The 14,305-nt window shown below is 72.7% G+C and carries 15 protein-coding genes; 6 read left to right on the top strand and 9 right to left on the bottom strand.

The window, feature by feature from the left end; all coding sequences use genetic code 11:
- The first annotated feature begins 101 nt into the window (after nt 1-101).
- The gene (locus tag IAG44_RS19410; protein WP_187748356.1) at nt 102-455 is read left to right on the top strand and encodes a hypothetical protein; all 354 of its coding nucleotides are present in this window, start codon (nt 102-104) and stop codon (nt 453-455) included.
- Nucleotides 400-1,413: an endonuclease/exonuclease/phosphatase family protein gene (locus tag IAG44_RS19405; RefSeq protein ID WP_187748355.1), complete on the top strand. Its 1,014-nt coding sequence runs from the start codon at nt 400-402 to the stop codon at nt 1,411-1,413. The genes IAG44_RS19410 and IAG44_RS19405 overlap by 56 nt, the downstream gene beginning before the upstream one ends.
- A 128-nt stretch (nt 1,414-1,541) precedes the next feature.
- On the opposite strand, the gene IAG44_RS19400 is transcribed toward IAG44_RS19405, so the two are convergent.
- Nucleotides 1,542-2,393 (bottom strand): hypothetical protein, encoded by an 852-nt coding sequence (locus IAG44_RS19400; RefSeq protein WP_246561886.1) that lies wholly within the window; start codon nt 2,391-2,393, stop codon nt 1,542-1,544.
- A 207-nt stretch (nt 2,394-2,600) separates the two neighbouring features.
- Between IAG44_RS19400 and IAG44_RS19395 the strand changes: the two genes are divergently transcribed.
- Nucleotides 2,601-3,149, top strand: coding sequence for an SH3 domain-containing protein (locus IAG44_RS19395; protein ID WP_187748354.1), 549 nt, complete (start codon nt 2,601-2,603; stop codon nt 3,147-3,149).
- Between the two features lie 99 nt (nt 3,150-3,248).
- Here the strand turns inward: IAG44_RS19395 and IAG44_RS19390 are convergent, their stop codons facing one another.
- Nucleotides 3,249-3,671, bottom strand: coding sequence for a hypothetical protein (locus IAG44_RS19390; RefSeq protein WP_187748353.1), 423 nt, complete (start codon nt 3,669-3,671; stop codon nt 3,249-3,251).
- Nucleotides 3,672-3,791: 120 nt separating this feature from the next.
- On the opposite strand from IAG44_RS19390, the gene IAG44_RS19385 reads away from it, so the two are divergent.
- The 3 genes from IAG44_RS19385 (at nt 3,792) to IAG44_RS19375 (ending at nt 7,735) form a co-directional block, all read left to right on the top strand.
- Complete coding sequence (locus IAG44_RS19385; RefSeq protein WP_187748352.1) at nt 3,792-5,012, top strand: PP2C family protein-serine/threonine phosphatase; 1,221 nt, start codon at nt 3,792-3,794, stop codon at nt 5,010-5,012.
- Nucleotides 5,013-5,129: 117 nt separating this feature from the next.
- A complete protein-coding gene (locus IAG44_RS19380; protein WP_187748351.1) occupies nt 5,130-6,731 on the top strand; it encodes a hypothetical protein in 1,602 nt (533 codons plus the stop codon).
- 236 nt (nt 6,732-6,967) lie between these two features.
- Complete coding sequence (locus IAG44_RS19375) at nt 6,968-7,735, top strand: mechanosensitive ion channel family protein (protein ID WP_187748350.1); 768 nt, start codon at nt 6,968-6,970, stop codon at nt 7,733-7,735.
- Nucleotides 7,736-7,797: 62 nt separating this feature from the next.
- On the opposite strand, the gene IAG44_RS19370 is transcribed toward IAG44_RS19375, so the two are convergent.
- From IAG44_RS19370 to IAG44_RS19340, 7 genes are all read right to left on the bottom strand, one after another.
- On the bottom strand, nt 7,798-8,604 hold the full coding sequence (locus IAG44_RS19370; RefSeq protein ID WP_187748349.1) for an NPP1 family protein: 807 nt from the start codon (nt 8,602-8,604) through the stop codon (nt 7,798-7,800).
- A 177-nt stretch (nt 8,605-8,781) separates the two neighbouring features.
- On the bottom strand, nt 8,782-9,087 hold the full coding sequence (locus IAG44_RS19365) for a DUF6401 family natural product biosynthesis protein (RefSeq protein ID WP_187748348.1): 306 nt from the start codon (nt 9,085-9,087) through the stop codon (nt 8,782-8,784).
- A 110-nt stretch (nt 9,088-9,197) separates the two neighbouring features.
- Entirely contained in the window at nt 9,198-9,344 is a 147-nt protein-coding gene (locus IAG44_RS19360) for a hypothetical protein (protein ID WP_187748347.1), read from the bottom strand.
- 265 nt (nt 9,345-9,609) lie between these two features.
- Nucleotides 9,610-10,326 carry a hypothetical protein gene (locus IAG44_RS19355; protein WP_187752771.1) on the bottom strand — a complete coding sequence of 239 codons (717 nt, stop codon included), beginning with the start codon at nt 10,324-10,326 and terminating at the stop codon, nt 9,610-9,612.
- 250 nt (nt 10,327-10,576) lie between these two features.
- On the bottom strand, nt 10,577-11,545 hold the full coding sequence (locus IAG44_RS19350) for a nucleoside hydrolase (protein ID WP_187748346.1): 969 nt from the start codon (nt 11,543-11,545) through the stop codon (nt 10,577-10,579).
- 71 nt (nt 11,546-11,616) lie between these two features.
- Nucleotides 11,617-12,834, bottom strand: a complete 1,218-nt coding sequence (gene thrS / locus IAG44_RS19345; protein WP_187748345.1) for a threonine--tRNA ligase — start codon at nt 12,832-12,834, stop codon at nt 11,617-11,619.
- Nucleotides 12,835-13,177: 343 nt separating this feature from the next.
- The gene (locus IAG44_RS19340; protein ID WP_187748344.1) at nt 13,178-14,167 is read right to left on the bottom strand and encodes an LAETG motif-containing sortase-dependent surface protein; all 990 of its coding nucleotides are present in this window, start codon (nt 14,165-14,167) and stop codon (nt 13,178-13,180) included.
- Nucleotides 14,168-14,305 lie beyond the last annotated feature (138 nt).

The raw sequence follows: 14,305 nt of genomic DNA, 5'->3' as shown, positions 1-14,305 counted from the left end.
AGTCGCCCCGGCCCGTCGTCCGGTCAAGGCGATCTGAGCTACTTCAGAGCCACGGAAACCCCGTCGCTCACCCCGCAGGGCTACGACTACGGTCGTCACTCATGAGTACCTCAACCCCTACAACCACCCTCTGGCGTCCCACCGGTCCCGAAGAGTTGGCGTTGGTCGAGGCGAGTGGGTGGGTGGCGTGGCCGCCCAGGCTGCCGGAGCAGCCGATCTTCTATCCCGTGCTCAATGAGGACTACGCGAGCCGGATCGCGCGGGAGTGGAACGTGCCCGCGTCCGGGGTGGGGTATGTGACCCGGTTCGAGGTGGAGACCGAGTTCTTGTCCCGGTATCCGGTACGGCAGGCTGGGGGGAAGACCATTCTGGAGCTGTGGGTGCCCGCGGAGGAGCTGGATGAGTTCAACGAGCACATCGTCGGACGCATCGAGGTCGTCCGAGAGTTCCGCTGAGCCGTCCGCCGGGCCCCGGGGAAGAGTCGCCGGGGCCTGGTGCGCGGCGGTGGTGCTCGCCGGGGTGAGTGCCGTCGTCGGATGCCGGATCGCCGACACGGACGCGGTCACCCCGGTACCCCAACTCCTCGCGTTCCTCCCGTGGTTGCTCGTTCCCGCGACCGCCGCGGCGCTCCTCGCCCTGCTCGTCCGCTGGTGGCCGGGGCTGCTGTGGAGCGCCGCCGTCCTCGGCTCGCTGGCCTGGTTCCTCCAGCCCCACGGCGACGCCCGCGAACCCGGCGGCTCCGTCGCCGCCCGGCTGACGGTGCTGACCTCCAACGTCGAGTTCGGCTGGGCCACCGGCGCGCTCCTGGAGGCCGTCCGCCGCGAGAAACCCGACCTCGTCTTCGTCCAGGAGTGCGAGTACGGCTGCCAGGCCACCCTGCGCCGCGAACTCGCCGCCCCCTACCCCTACCGGCAGTCGGTCGAAGGGGGTACCTCCGTGGGGTCGGTCATCCTCAGTCGCCACCCCCTCACCCCCGCCGCGACCATCCCCGCCGAGATGGGCATGCCGGGCGCGGTCGCCGACGTCGCCGGGGTCCCCGTACACCTCCAGCTCGCCCACCCGATGCCCCCGCTCCCCGACCAGGTGGGCCTGTGGAAGAAGGAGCTGGCCCGGATCAGGGCCTGGGCCGCCGGGCGCACCGGACCCGTAGTACTCGCGGGGGACTTCAACGCCTCCCAGGACCACGCGGCCTTCCGCCGCATCCTCGACACCGGCCTCCGGGACGCGGCGCGGCTCGCCGGAGACGGCCGCGAGCCCAGCTGGCCCTCACGTACTACGCCGGCCTTCGGCACCCAGATCGACCACGTCCTGCTCAGCGCCGACTTCTCGGTGTCCGGCTCCCGCTTCCTCGACCTCCCCGGCACCGACCACCGCGCCCTCCTGGTCGACATCGCCCTGCACCGACGCAACTGACCCGACCGACCCAACTGGCCCAGGATCGGTGCCGGTTCAGGCCAGCGCCGATGCAATGGCCGCGTCGGATCGCGTCAACGCCGGTTCAGGGCACGCCAGTTCAGGCAGGGGCCACTCAAGCCCGCGTCTCAGGCCCGCGCCCGCACCACCCCGGCCAGCCACGCCGCGCCCGCGACCGTGAGGCCGCCGGCCAGCAGCAGCCAGGACGCCGTGCGCAGGGTCTCGGTCAGGGCGTCGTACACGGCCGCCGCGGCGGTGCGGTGGGCCGGGTCGGTGAGGCCGTCGACGGTGAAGTGGCGGGCGACGACGACCGCGACGCCGAGCAGGGCACCGCCCAGCGCCGTCCCCAGGGCGGTCGCCGTCAGCGCCCGGCGCCGGCACACGGCCACCGCGATCCCCGCCCCGGCGAACGCCACCGCCGCGACCGGCAGCCAGAACCCGGCGACGTCCAGCGCGTGGTAACTCCTGCGCAGGACATCGAGGTTCTGCCGGGGGAGGAGGGTGACCGGGCTCTGGCTGAACGATGCCTGGGTGAAGCCGAGTTGACGCTTCGACGCGGGCGCGGGCGCAGGTGCGGACATGCGTGCGGGCATGGACGGGGGCACGGCCACCTCGTCCCGCGCCGGGTCCGCCAGCGCCCTCATCACCGCCGCGTACGTCTCCCTGTTCCCCTCGTCCCAGGCCGCGCGGTAGGCGGGTGTCGCGGTGAAGCGGCGCACCTCGTCCTCGACGACCCGCCTCGGCACCCCGGGCGCCTCGCGGGCCACCCCCTCGACGATCGTCCGCCGCACCGCCGCGTCCGTGGCCAGCGGCGCCAGCGCCTCGACGTACCGCTCCTGGTCCCGCAGGCCGTACGACGCCCAGAGAGTGAGCGTCGCGAAGGGGGCGAGGAGGCAGGCGAGGGCGACGAGCGCGGCGGAGAGGGTCGTACGGGTACTACGGGGCGTACGGGTATTACGGGTCACGCGGGTAAGGGCCACGCCTCCAGGCAAGGCCGTACCTGAGAGCTACGCCAGCGGATGGCCGCCATGTGGGTGCCGTACCCGTCGCCGCTCGCCGCCGCCCGTCACCCCCTGTCGTCCCCCGTGCTCCGGCGGAACCTCTCTCCGGTGGAGGGTTCACCCGAACGGGTGTTTCCTGGTGCTGGGGAGAAACCGGGGACGTTCAGGGGAGAAGGAGGCCGAATCATGCGCAGCACTCCGGTCCTGCGGACCCTGGCCGCGGCCCTGCTCACCGGTGGCACGCTGGCCGTGGCCGCGGTGGGCACGCAGGCGGCGGCAGCCCCGCCGACAGCGGCACCCGCCGTCACCGAAGGGCGCGGCGGCGGTGGCGGCGGCCCGGTCTGGGGCACCGTCGTCTCCCGCACCGAACTCAACGTGCGGTCGGCGCCCACCACGAACTCGGGTGTCGTCACCGCGCTCTCGCCCGGCAGCCAGGACCGTGTGCAGTGCCTGGTCCAGGGACAGAGCGTCAACGGGAACCCCTACTGGTACTGGCTCGTCGGCGCCCAGGGCTGGGCCAGCGCCGCCTTCGTGAACACCGGCGGTGCCTGGGTGCCGACCTGCTCCGACCCCTGCCCCCAGTGGAAGAACGGGAACTGGAGCAACTGGGACAACCCCTACGGGTCCTACACCTACGACCCGTACGACGCCTCGTGGAGCGCGTCGGGGTCCGGGTCGTGGAGCGCGTCCGGATCGTGGAGCTGGAGCTCCGCCGGGTCCTCGGGCTGGTGGTGAGCGTATGCGGCGACCGTGACAGGGCCGGGCCCCGGTGGGTGGAGAACCACTCATCGGGGCCCGGCCCTCTCAGGTACGAACTCTCAGGTATGACGTACCTCAGCGGACGCGGTGTCCTGCTCCGTCCTCGCGGGTGTAGTACCGGTAGAACAGGACGGCGAAGAACGCTGCCGCCACCCCGAGCGCCATCATCACCGAGCGCCAGATCGTCGCGCCGGTCTGGCTGTAGACGAAGCCGAAGGCACAGCCCGTGAACGCCGTCCACAGCAGGGCGTGCGCTTCGCGCCTCAGGCGCGGCGCCAGGGCGCGCACGGCGACGTACACCGCCGCGAAGGCGAGCGCGCTGACGAAGCCGAGCAGCAGGTTCCAGCCGGTGATCGGACCGCCCGAGCGGCGGTTGGCCGCCACCCAGTACCCGTAGACGAGCCCTAGTACCACAGGGGTGGCCCAGGCCGCGATCCGGTGGACGCGGGCGCTGAAGACGTCCTTCGACATGCGTGGTGCGGGTGCCGCGTGAGCCATCGGGAGTACTCCTCTCCTTGCCTCTGTGCCCCCGACATCCAGGGCACACCCGGGCGGGGGCGGAGGCAAGTCGGTCGCCGCGCGGATGCGGACGGCCACCGGGCGTGCTTCCCTCGCCCCATGCGGCACGGGCTCTTCGGCGTACGGGGGCGCAGGGTGGCCTGGCTGGTGCCGTTGGCGCTGCTGGCGGGGGTCACGCTGCTGGACGTGGGCACCGGCGTGCGCTTCCACGTCGAGTCGTTCTGCGTGTTCGTCGCGGCGATCGCGGCCGTGCTGTGCGGGGTGCGGACGACCGCCCTGTTCGCCGTCCTCTCCCTGGCCGCGTTCGTCGCCACCGAACTCCGCGAACCGCAGCAGTACCGGGCCGGGACGGTCGACCTGCTGCTCGTCGCCGTCGGCGGCGCGCTGTCCGTGTTGGCCTGCGCGGTGCGGCTGCGGGCCGAGCGGCGGATGGTGCGCATGACGGACGTCGCCGACACCACCCGGCGTACCGTGCTGCGCCCGCTGCCGCCGGACTGGGGCGGGCTGCGGCACGCGGAGGTGTACCTCGCCGCCGACGCGGACGCCCGTGTGGGCGGCGACTTCTACGACATCCAGCCCGGCCCGCACGGGACGCGGGTGCTCGTCGGCGACGTCCAGGGCAAGGGGCTCGCGGCGGTCGAGGCCGCGGCGGCGCTGCTCGGGACGTTCCGCGAGGCCGGGTACCACGAGGCCGACCTCGCGGTGGTGGCCGCGCGCCTGGAGACACGGATGCTGCGGCACCGGGCGCACGCGGCGGCGGTGGGACGGGAGGAGGGGGACCGGTTCGCCACCGCCGTACTCCTCGGGTATCCCCCTAAGGGGCCGGTCGGGGGCGTGGCAGTCGTCGAGGTGGTGGTGTTCGGGCACGAGCCGCCGCTGGTGGTGGGGGCGGGAGGTGTACGGGTACTAGGGGGTGACGTCGGGGGCGCGGCCGGAGAGGGGAGCGAGGGCGGGATCGGTGGTGGGCTGCCGCTCGGGCTGGGGGACCTCGGAGGTATGAGGGACTTCGGAGGTACGGGGGACTTCGGAGGTACGGGGGTCCCTGAGGACTTCCGGGGTAGCCCTGAGGTCGTACGGGTCGAGGTCGGGGCGGAGGAGACCGTCCTGCTCGTGACCGACGGGGTGACCGAGGCGCGGGATGCGCAGGGGCGGTTCTATCCGCTGGCGGAGGAGGTGGCACGGGCGCTGGCCGCGGATCCCGGGATCGCGGAACCGCGGCGGCTCGTGGCCTTCGTCCGCGAAGGAGCGCTGCGGCACAGCGGGGGCAGACCGGGGGACGACACGACGATTTTCGCCGTCCGGACGGTGCCCGAGGGGTGAGCGGGGCGGGTGTGCGGGGTGGGCGGGAACGTCGGGGTTTGCTCTCCGGGGCTCCCCTTCGCAGTCGTAGCGGTTACGGTGCTGACGTACTACGTGATCCATCAGGGGGAGGGACCCATGCCCGGAACCGTGCTGCTGCTGGCGGCTTCGCCCGTCGGCAAGGGCTGCCTGGTGGACGCCGCGTCCGTGCTGCCGGTGCTGGCCGCAGTGCCGCCCGCCGTGCTGGCCGGCACCGAGACCGCCAACGTCGTCGAACTCGTCGATCCGCTGGAGCCGCAGGCCGTCCTGACCCGGCTGCGGGCCGCCGCCACGTCGCCGGGACCGCTGACCCTCTTCGTCGTCGGCCAGCTTCAACTCGACCGCCGCCAGCGGCTGCCGCACCTCGCCCTGGCCCGCACGACCCCCGCGACCGTCCGCTACACCGGGTTCCCCTGGCACTGGTTCCGTGAGGAACTGCGCCTGCGCGCGCCGGGTTCCACGACGGTCTTCCTCGACCTGCACGCCGACGCCGAGACCTGGCAGTGGCTCCGCGACAACCCGCTGGACTGCGGTCCCCACGTCACCGTCTACGGCCGCGTCGCCCCGCCCGCCGGCCGGCGCGGCACCGGGACGCCGTCGTACATGAAGGCCGTCGGGACGATCCTGCGCAGCGGGGGCCGCCCGGGAACCGAGCACCTGCACGGGGCCGCGCTGGCGCGGGTACGGGGCGAGGGAGAGGCTGCGGACCTGGTGGTGGAGCCCGGGACGGGGTGGGGGAGCGGGGTGGGTACTACGGGTACTACAGGTACGCCGGGGCCTGGGGCGCGGGCGACCGCCTCCGCCGGGGCGGGGATCACAGGTACTAGGGGTACTACGGGTATTACGGGTATTACGGGTCCCGTGCCCCACCCGACCGTCCCCGGCAGCCGCGCGGGTGCGCCGGGTACTACGGGTATTACGGGTGCGCCGGGTCATCCGAGCGGGCGTGGCGCCGCCGACGATGCCGCGGGTACTACGGGTACTACGGGTCCCAAAGGCCCCGCGCCATCCCCGACCGCCCCCGACGGCGCCGGTACTACGGGTACTACGGGCATCCCCCGAGCCCGCACCGAACCCACGGCTCCCGCCCCCGCCCCCGTCATCCCCGTAGTACCCCCACCCGCCGCGCCCGCCCCACCTGTCTTGCCCGCCCCACCCACCATGTCCGCCACGCTCACCGCACCCCCCGTCCCCCCACAGCCCCCCGAGTACCCCCTGCCCCCACCCACCCCCCGCAGCGCCGCTGCCACCCCCGCCGACGACCCGCACGCCGCCATCACCGCCGCCGTCCAGAGCGGCCGGCACGCCGAGGCCGACGCGTTGGCGGCGCGGCAGGAAGCGGTGGCCGTGGAGGCGCACGGGCCGGGGTCGGACGAGGCGTTGCACTGGGCGGAGGTGCGGGCGGACCTGGCGATGTTCGCGGGGGACGCGGAGCGCAGTTGCCGGACGTGGCTGACGGTGGCGTCGCGCAGGCTGGCGGCCGGGCAGCCGGTGGACGCGCCCGCGGTCGAGGCGGCCGTGGACCGGGCGCACCACCAGTGGGGCCGGATCGACGCCCTCACCCCGGCCAGCGAGCTGGCCCCCGCGCTCACGGAGCTGCGCACCCGTGTGCCGGGCCGGCGCGACGGCGCCCTGGACCACATCCAGCAGCAACTGCGCCAGCTGGCGGACGAGGCACGGCCGGAGCCGGCGGCACGCTGAGCGAGCGCAGGCCGGGCACCCCGTAGGGGACGAGGACGGCGGTACTACGGGTCGCACAGGACTCCCATAGCGCCGTCCGCGCCGAGGCGCGCCCTGTGGACCCCGTACGTCTCAGGTATCACCCGTACGGCCTCACCCCACGGGCCCTCGCCACCGCACCCTGCTATCCACGGAACGAGGGGGGCGTTGCACCGCTGGTCCGAGCTTCGGTCGATCGAACGAAGGATGTGCCGCCCATGGCCACCACCACGCTCGCCATCAACTTCACCCAGGGACTGAACGACGCCTGGTCAAAGGTCGCGCAGTTCGTGCCGAAACTCGTCGGCTTCCTGATCATCCTCGCCATCGGCTGGTTCGTGTCGAAGATGATCGCGCGGGTCCTCGACCGCGTCCTGCGCAAGGTCGGCTCGGAACGGCTCGCGGAACGGGCCGGGGCGGACCGGTTCCTGCGGGAGTCGAAGTACGACATGACCGGGATCGTCTGCAAGATCGTCTACTACGCGCTGATGCTGATCACGCTCCAGCTCGCGCTCGGTGTCTTCGGCACCAACCCGGTCAGCACGATGATCAACAGCATCGTGTCGTGGCTGCCGCGCGGCATCGTCGCGGTCGTCCTCGTGGTCGTCGCGATGGCGATCGCCAACGCCGTGCGGTCGATCGTCGGCAGCGCGCTGTCGTCGATGTCGTACGGCCGCACGCTCGCGACGGTCGTGTGGGCCTGCATCCTCGCGCTCGGCGTGATCGCCGCGCTGGGCCAGGCGGGCATCGCGACGACGGTGACGCAGCCGGTGCTGTACGCGGCGCTCGCGGCGGCGGCCGGGATCCTGATCGTCGGGGTCGGCGGCGGGATGATCGGGCCGATGCGGGAGCGGATGGAGCGGCTGCTGACGACGGCCGAGCGGGAGACGACGCGGGCCCGGGACAGCGTGAGCGCGTACCAGACCGGGCGGCAGGACGCGATGACCAACCAGCCGGTGCGGGAGCGCACCGACCAGGACATGTGAGTCCGGCGAGGGCCGGCCGATACCTGAGTACTACGGGTACCGGCCGGCCCTCACGCGTGTGCTCAGCCCGCCCCGTAGGGGTCGAAGGAGATCCCCGACGGCTTGGCCTTGTTCAGGGTGTCGTTGAACTTGCTGTCCTGGAGGGGGAAGTTGGCGTTGCCCCAGTCGGAGTTGTTCATGATGGTCTGGAGGTTCTTGGACGGGTCCTTGCTGGCCGGGTAGTGGTCCCAGCTGACCAGCGCCGGGCGGTCCCAGCCGCCGTCGGGCCAAGCCTCCGGAGTCTCACCGGACTTGGCGAAGCGGAAGGCGTGGGTGGAGGCGCCGTCCTTGTGGTAGACGATCTTGACGTGGACGCCGTCGCGCGGCGCCTGGTCGGCCGGGATGGTGCTGAACCCGCCGTGCCGGGAGGCGGAGAAGTAGGACGGCTGCGCGGCGCCCTGCTTCACCCAGACCACCACGCACTCGTGGTCGTGGCGGTGGCCGAGGCCCGATATGCCGGTCGGGTCGGCCTGGTCCTTCTCGAAGTACAGGCTGTAGATGATCCCGCACCAGCCGTTGTTGCACTTGGCGCGCGCGTAGGTGTTGGCGTTGCCGAGGTGGTCGGTCCGGCAGCCGCCGCCGATCGAACCGCTGGGGTTCAGGCCGCCGTTGAGGTTGCCCCACAGGTCGATCGCCGCGGCGGGGAAGCAGCCGTCCGAGTCGTAGTCGAAGTACGGCTGGAAGGTGCGCTGGAACGAGGTCGAACTCTCGGGCAGGTTCGACAGGTTGGGGGCCGCGGAGGCCGTGCCGGCCGTGAGGCCCACCGCGAGGGTCGTGGTCGCCGCGGCGACGAGAGCTGCCTTGCCGAAACGCTTGTACTCCTGGAACACGCGTGGTTCTCCATGTGCTCGGGGGGTGGTTCAGCGGGTGCTGAAGTGACCCTGACAGCACAGATGTTGAGAATGCAAGCGCTTGCTGTGAATTGGCTCTTACCATTTCTCCATACGTGGGATCCGGTCATGTCGCGTTTACGCGTTCACCGGCAATTCACGTGGTGAACAGGGGAGTTACTGCTCCGCGAGCAGTTCGTGATGCCGAACCAGCCAACTGATCGCGGTCAGTCGGCACACCGCGTAGTCGTAGCCCACGGGCTCGCGCCAGTCGAGTTCGTCGAGGGCGTCCAGGAAGCCGAGGGCGTAGTCCGCCAGGTCCTCGCGGTGCGGCGGGCGGGGGATGAGGCCCGCGTGGTTCGCCTCCAGGCGGTCGCGCAGCTCGGCGACGTGCTGGTCGACCGCGGCCGTGAAAGCGGGCTCGAACGCGAACTCCGCGAAACGCGGGGCGTACGAGCTGCTGATCCGGGCCAGAGGGGACATTTCTCCACGGTAAGGGTGAAGAGGGGGATACCGGAGAGCTAGGGGGCGTGATTCCCGCCACCCGGTTCCGTCGTACCCCCGGCCGCCGGCGTCGGCCGGCGGCGCGTTCCTCAGCGGTTCGCCGACCGGTCCGCGGTCTGCACGGCGGGGTGGTCGGCGCCCGCCCGTGCCTGTCCCGTGGTGGACGCGAGGACCAGGGCGCAGACGGCGATCAGGGCCGCGGCGAGACCGCGGGTGACGGTGGTGGTTCGGGACACGGGAACCTCGCAGGAGGTGGTGACTACAGCGGGGCGGGTGCGCTGTACGACGTGCGTGTTCGGGGTGTCACGCGGTGTTCGGGGTGTCGACCAACCTAGGGGTGTACGGGTATGAGGGCAAGAGGGCCAAGAGGGAGTTGTGCAAGCGGTTTCCGTACGTGCCATGGAGGGCGGGCGGTCACGGGTGGGGCGTACCGTCCGGACGACGGGGGTGGTCGTACGGGTAGGCCGCCGACGGACCCGTAGGGGGAAGCCGCGCTGCCCCCTACACCTGCACCCGCCCCCGCTTGCGCACGTCCGCCAGGCGCAGCGCGCCGAGCTGCACGGCGATCTGGGTCGCTTCGTTGGCGACGTCGCCCAGGCCGCCGTTGACCAGGGTGTACGCGTCGTCCCCGGCGCGGACGGCGGCGACGTCCAGGGTCAGGGTGGAGGGTTCGCCGTCCTCGTTGTAGCTCGTGAGAGTTACGTGGAGACCCTGACGCGCGTCCCCGGCCGCCGGGAGGGGGGCCTCGGTGACCGTGACGTCCTGGAGGACGTTCGTGGGCGAGGTGGCGGTGAAGCGGGCGCACACCTGGGGGATCGTCTTCAGCCAGGCCAGGGCGCGGTCCACCTCGGCGGCCGGACGCTGGGCGGTCACCTGGAAGCGGAGCTGCGCGTCGGTGTCGGCGTCGTCCAGGCCGACGGCGGCACGGGCGGGGGCGCCGAGGAGTTCGTCGGCGTACAGGGCGTCGAGGAAGCGGGCGCACTCCGGGACCGCGCTGGTCGACTTCAGCACCCCATCGCGCCAGGTCGCCGCGCCCCGGGTGGCCGTCCAGGGGGCGCCGAGGTCGGCCACCGTCAGCAGCGCGGCCTGTGCCTGTGCCTCGCTCAGCACCCCCGGCGCTGTCGAACTCGGCTTCGGGGACGGGGACTTCTCCACGGTCGGCGTGGGGTGCGGGGCGACCGCCGGATGCTCAAGGCCCAGCGCCGCGCACCCCGTCATCGCCCCCGCACACACCAACGCCACGCTCACACCCACGGCTCGACGCACCGCACCCGCCTCCTGACGCAGGAACACCTGCTCCCACGCCAGCACCCCGCCCCGGGACCGACCACCGCGGCGGTCCGTCCGGGGGACGAGGTTCCTACGGGTGGGGGCGCGCGTCGTACTTCGGAGGTAGGGGGACTCAGGGGTGCTGCTCGGCGGCGGGCCCGGAGAAGGAGGCCCCGTAGACCCCCCTAGCCCTCCGCTGTCAGACCCCCTGGCCCTCCACCGTCTCCAGATACAGCTTCACGTACCGCTCCACGTCCACCTCCAGCGCGACGTCCACCACCGGCTGCTCCCGGCCCAGGCCGTGGATCTCGGCCTCGCCGGGGCGCGGGCGGCGGTCGACGATCGTCTGGCCCCGGGTCGGGCCGGCGGCGAGGGAGACCTCGACGGGGAGGAGACGGGTGGTGAGGCCGCCGGGGTCGGCGACCGCGCAGACCGCGCCCGCGTCGCCGAGGCAGCCGGTGGGGCTGGGGTCACCGCTGGCGTCGGGGTCGCGGTGGGCCAGCAGGTCGCCCGTCATCCGCAGGACGGGGTCCGTGCTCGCGCGCAGGCGGGCGATGTCGTCCTCGGGGACCAGCACCTGCCGGAAGACGTCCAACCCGTACATCGTGAGAGGGACCCCGGCGCTCAGCAGGATCGCCGCCGCCTCCGGGTCGTGCCAGACGTTGAACTCCGCGACCGGCGTCGCGTTGCCGATCTCGACCGCGCCGCCCATGAACACGATCCGCTCGATGTTCGCGGTGACCTCGGGAAACGTCCGCAGCAGCAGCGCGACGTTGGTGAACGGGGCCGTCGGGATCAGGGTCACCTTGCGCGGGGACGCGAGGATCTCCCGCCGCAGGAGTGACACCGCGTCCAGCTCCACAGGAGTACGGGTAGGGGCGGGGAGCCCGAGGTCGCCCATGCCGTCCAGACCGTGCACGTGCTGGGCGGAGCGCGCCGGCTCGATCAGCGGGCGCTCCGCTCCCCGCGCCACCGGCATCTCTGGCGCGCCCGCCAGTTCCAGCACGGTCAGGGTGTTGCGGACGACGCCGTCCACGTCCGTGTTCCCGGCGACGCAGCTCACCGCGCGCAGGTCGATCGCCGGGTGGCGGACGGCGAACAGCAGGGCCAGGGCGTCGTCGACACCGGTGTCCACGTCCATGATCACGGGGATGGGCTGAGCGGTCACTGCGGAGACCCCTTCCGTGCGGCGGTCGGTCGTGCGGAACGGCTGTCGGACCCGACCCTATGCGGCGCCGATCATTCCCACAGGAGGGTCCCGCGGGCCGCCGACCGCTCGCCGACCCTCCGCACCAGCTCCGCCACCCCCACCGCCCCGACCTGCCGCCCGTCCCGCAGACGGACGGCGGCCCGCTCGCCCGACGCCTCCCGCTCACCGATCACCGCCTGGTACGGCACCAGCCGCGCCGCCCTGATCCGGGCCCCCAGGCTCCCCTGGTCGGGACCGGCGTACGCGACCCTGATACCCGAGGACTCCGCCTGACGTACTAGCTCCAGGGAGTGGGCCTCCTGCGCCTCGGACACCGGGAGCACCGCGAGCTGGACCGGCGCGAGCCACACGGGGAAGGCGCCCCCGTGCCGCTCGATCAGGTGCGCCACCGCCCGCTCGACACTGCCGACGATGCTGCGGTGCACCATCACCGGGCGGTGTTTCGCGCCGTCGGGGCCGATGTAGCTCAGGCCGAACCGCTCGGGCTGGTGGAAGTCGATCTGCACGGTCGACAGGGTGGCCTCGCGGCCCGCCGGGTCGCTGATCTGGACGTCGATCTTCGGGCCGTAGAACGCCGCCTCGCCCTCCGCCTCCTCGTACTCGATCCCCTCAAGTGCCTTGCGCAGCAGGGCGGTTGCCCGGCTCCACAGCTCCGGTCCGGCGACGTACTTGCCGCCCTCGCCCGGCAGGGACAGCCGGTACCTGGACGCCTCGATGCCGAGGTCGTCGTACGCGCGGCGGATCAGGCGCAGGGCGGCGCTCGCCTCCTCCACGGCCTGGTCGAGGGTGCAGAAGACGTGCGCGTCGTTCAGCTGGATCGAGCGGACGCGGGTCAGGCCGCCGAGGACACCGGACAGCTCCGAGCGGTACATGCCGCCCAACTCGGCGATCCTGAGCGGGAGTTCGCGGTAGCTGCGGGCGCGGGAGCGGTAGATCAGGGCGTGGTGGGGGCACAGGCTCGGGCGCAGCAGCACCTCCTCCGAACCGAGCCGCATCGGGGGGAACATGTCGTCGCTGTAGTGGTCCCAGTGGCCCGAGATCTCGTACAGCTCCCGCTTGCCGAGGACCGGCGAGTACACGTGCCGGTATCCGGCCGACAGCTCCAACTCCCGTACGTACTCCTCCAGTTCGTGCCGTACGACGGCGCCGTCCGGGAGCCAGTAGGGCAGGCCCGCGCCCATCAGGGGGTCGGTGTCGAACAGGTCCAGTTCGCGGCCGAGGCGGCGGTGGTCCGCGTGCGCTTCCATGTCGGTCTCCTCACGAGGGCGAGGCGGGTGGACCGACGGCGAAGCCCCGGGGCACCCGCCCCGGGGCTTCTTCGAACAGCTCAGCTGTCAGCGCGCCGGGACGATGTCCGGCGTCGTCGTGCGTGACGAGTGGGCGCGCTTCATACGGTCACGGTAGTGGCCGGGCCGGAGGCGACGCGACGGGTTTTACGGGTCGTACGGGTATTACGGGCTGGGCGGTGGCCGGGGCGGGTGCTACGGGTCGTACGGGTACTACGGGTCGCCCCGACAACCGCGCGGGTCCTACGGGTACTACGGGTCCGCCCCCGTAGTACCTCCGGCCCCGCCCCGTACTACCCCCGGCTCACCCCTGCGTCCCCCGCCTGCGTCGCGTCGCCACCACGATCGCCGCGCCGCCCGCGAGGAGCGCCGCCGCGCCGCCGATGAGGGCGCCGGTGTTGTTGCCCGCACCGGTCTCGGCGAGGCCACCGCCTCCCCCGTTGGGGGTAGGGGCGGCGGCGGGCGTGCTCGCGGAGGCGGACGGGGTGGGCGTCGGCGACTCGGAGGAGCCCCCCTCGCCGGGCGGCGTGGACTCCGGCGCCGACTCCGACACGGAGGGGGACGGTGACGGGGACGACGAGACCGGCGGCTCCTCGTCCGGCGACGGCGGCGTGCTGGCCGGGGGCTGCTCGGCGGGCGGCGTGGCCGGCGGGGAGGCCGGAGGAGAGGTCGGCGGCTGCTCGGTGACCGTGCAGTCCTTCGTGCCGCCGTTCCAGGCGGCGATCAACTTGTCCTTGATGACCGGACGGTCCGGACCCTTGGGCAACTCGCCGTGCTCGAAGCCGTCTTGGGCGTCCTTCTTGCCGTCGAACCGCACCGAGCCCCGGTAGAGGTCGACCTGCGCGAAGCAGCCGGCGTCCGGGACGGCGATGTCGAGGGTGTCCTTCTGACCCCTCTTCACCGTGACGGTGTCGAAGTCGACGAAGACCTGCTCGCCGGACGTCTCGAACGTCGCGCCGTGCGCCAGGTAGGAGGCGAGCGAGACGGTGCAGGTGCCGCCCGCGCCGAGGACGGTGACGTGGACCTTGCCGTCGGCGGAGGGCTTGAGGTTCTGGTCGTCGACCCTGACGGAGTCGAAGAAGGAGGTTCCGTCGAGCGAGAACTGGCAGCGGTCGGCCTCGGTCTTCTCGCCGGCGCCGCTGCCGGGCCGGTACTGGCCGCCGCCCTGCCAGCCGTGTCCGCCCCCGCTCGCCCAGGCGCCGGACGCGGCGGCGACGGAGGCGGCGGCGAGGGCGAGCGACGCGACGCCCGTCCCCAACAGGCGGCGCGCGGTGGCATTTCTCGCTATGGACATGCGTATCCCATTCTCGGCACGCCGACATGACGGATCGTCAACTCGGGCGTCGCCGGGGGTGACTTGGTCGGATCAGATGGCCGGCCGCCACTGACCGCCGTGCGTGGGCGGCCGGTTGGGGCAGGAGGGACACCCGGC

The sequence above is a fragment of the Streptomyces roseirectus genome (assembly GCF_014489635.1).
Taxonomy (GTDB): Bacteria; Actinomycetota; Actinomycetes; order Streptomycetales; family Streptomycetaceae; genus Streptomyces; species Streptomyces roseirectus.
Note: the sequence above shows the minus strand (reverse complement) of the source record. Positions and strands in the feature narration are given on the sequence as shown.

Coding starts and splice junctions, on each gene's coding strand:
- thrS (WP_187748345.1), bottom strand. CDS start 12,834: ATGGAAGCGCACGCGGACCACCGCCGCCTCGGCCGCGAACTGGACCTG.
- IAG44_RS19355 (WP_187752771.1), bottom strand. CDS start 10,326: ATGACGGGGTGCGCGGCGCTGGGCCTTGAGCATCCGGCGGTCGCCCCG.
- IAG44_RS19375 (WP_187748350.1), top strand. CDS start 6,968: ATGGCCACCACCACGCTCGCCATCAACTTCACCCAGGGACTGAACGAC.
- IAG44_RS19385 (WP_187748352.1), top strand. CDS start 3,792: ATGCGGCACGGGCTCTTCGGCGTACGGGGGCGCAGGGTGGCCTGGCTG.
- IAG44_RS19410 (WP_187748356.1), top strand. CDS start 102: ATGAGTACCTCAACCCCTACAACCACCCTCTGGCGTCCCACCGGTCCC.
- IAG44_RS19405 (WP_187748355.1), top strand. CDS start 400: ATGAGTTCAACGAGCACATCGTCGGACGCATCGAGGTCGTCCGAGAGT.
- IAG44_RS19365 (WP_187748348.1), bottom strand. CDS start 9,087: ATGTCCCCTCTGGCCCGGATCAGCAGCTCGTACGCCCCGCGTTTCGCG.
- IAG44_RS19390 (WP_187748353.1), bottom strand. CDS start 3,671: ATGGCTCACGCGGCACCCGCACCACGCATGTCGAAGGACGTCTTCAGC.
- IAG44_RS19340 (WP_187748344.1), bottom strand. CDS start 14,167: ATGTCCATAGCGAGAAATGCCACCGCGCGCCGCCTGTTGGGGACGGGC.
- IAG44_RS19380 (WP_187748351.1), top strand. CDS start 5,130: ATGCCCGGAACCGTGCTGCTGCTGGCGGCTTCGCCCGTCGGCAAGGGC.
- IAG44_RS19395 (WP_187748354.1), top strand. CDS start 2,601: ATGCGCAGCACTCCGGTCCTGCGGACCCTGGCCGCGGCCCTGCTCACC.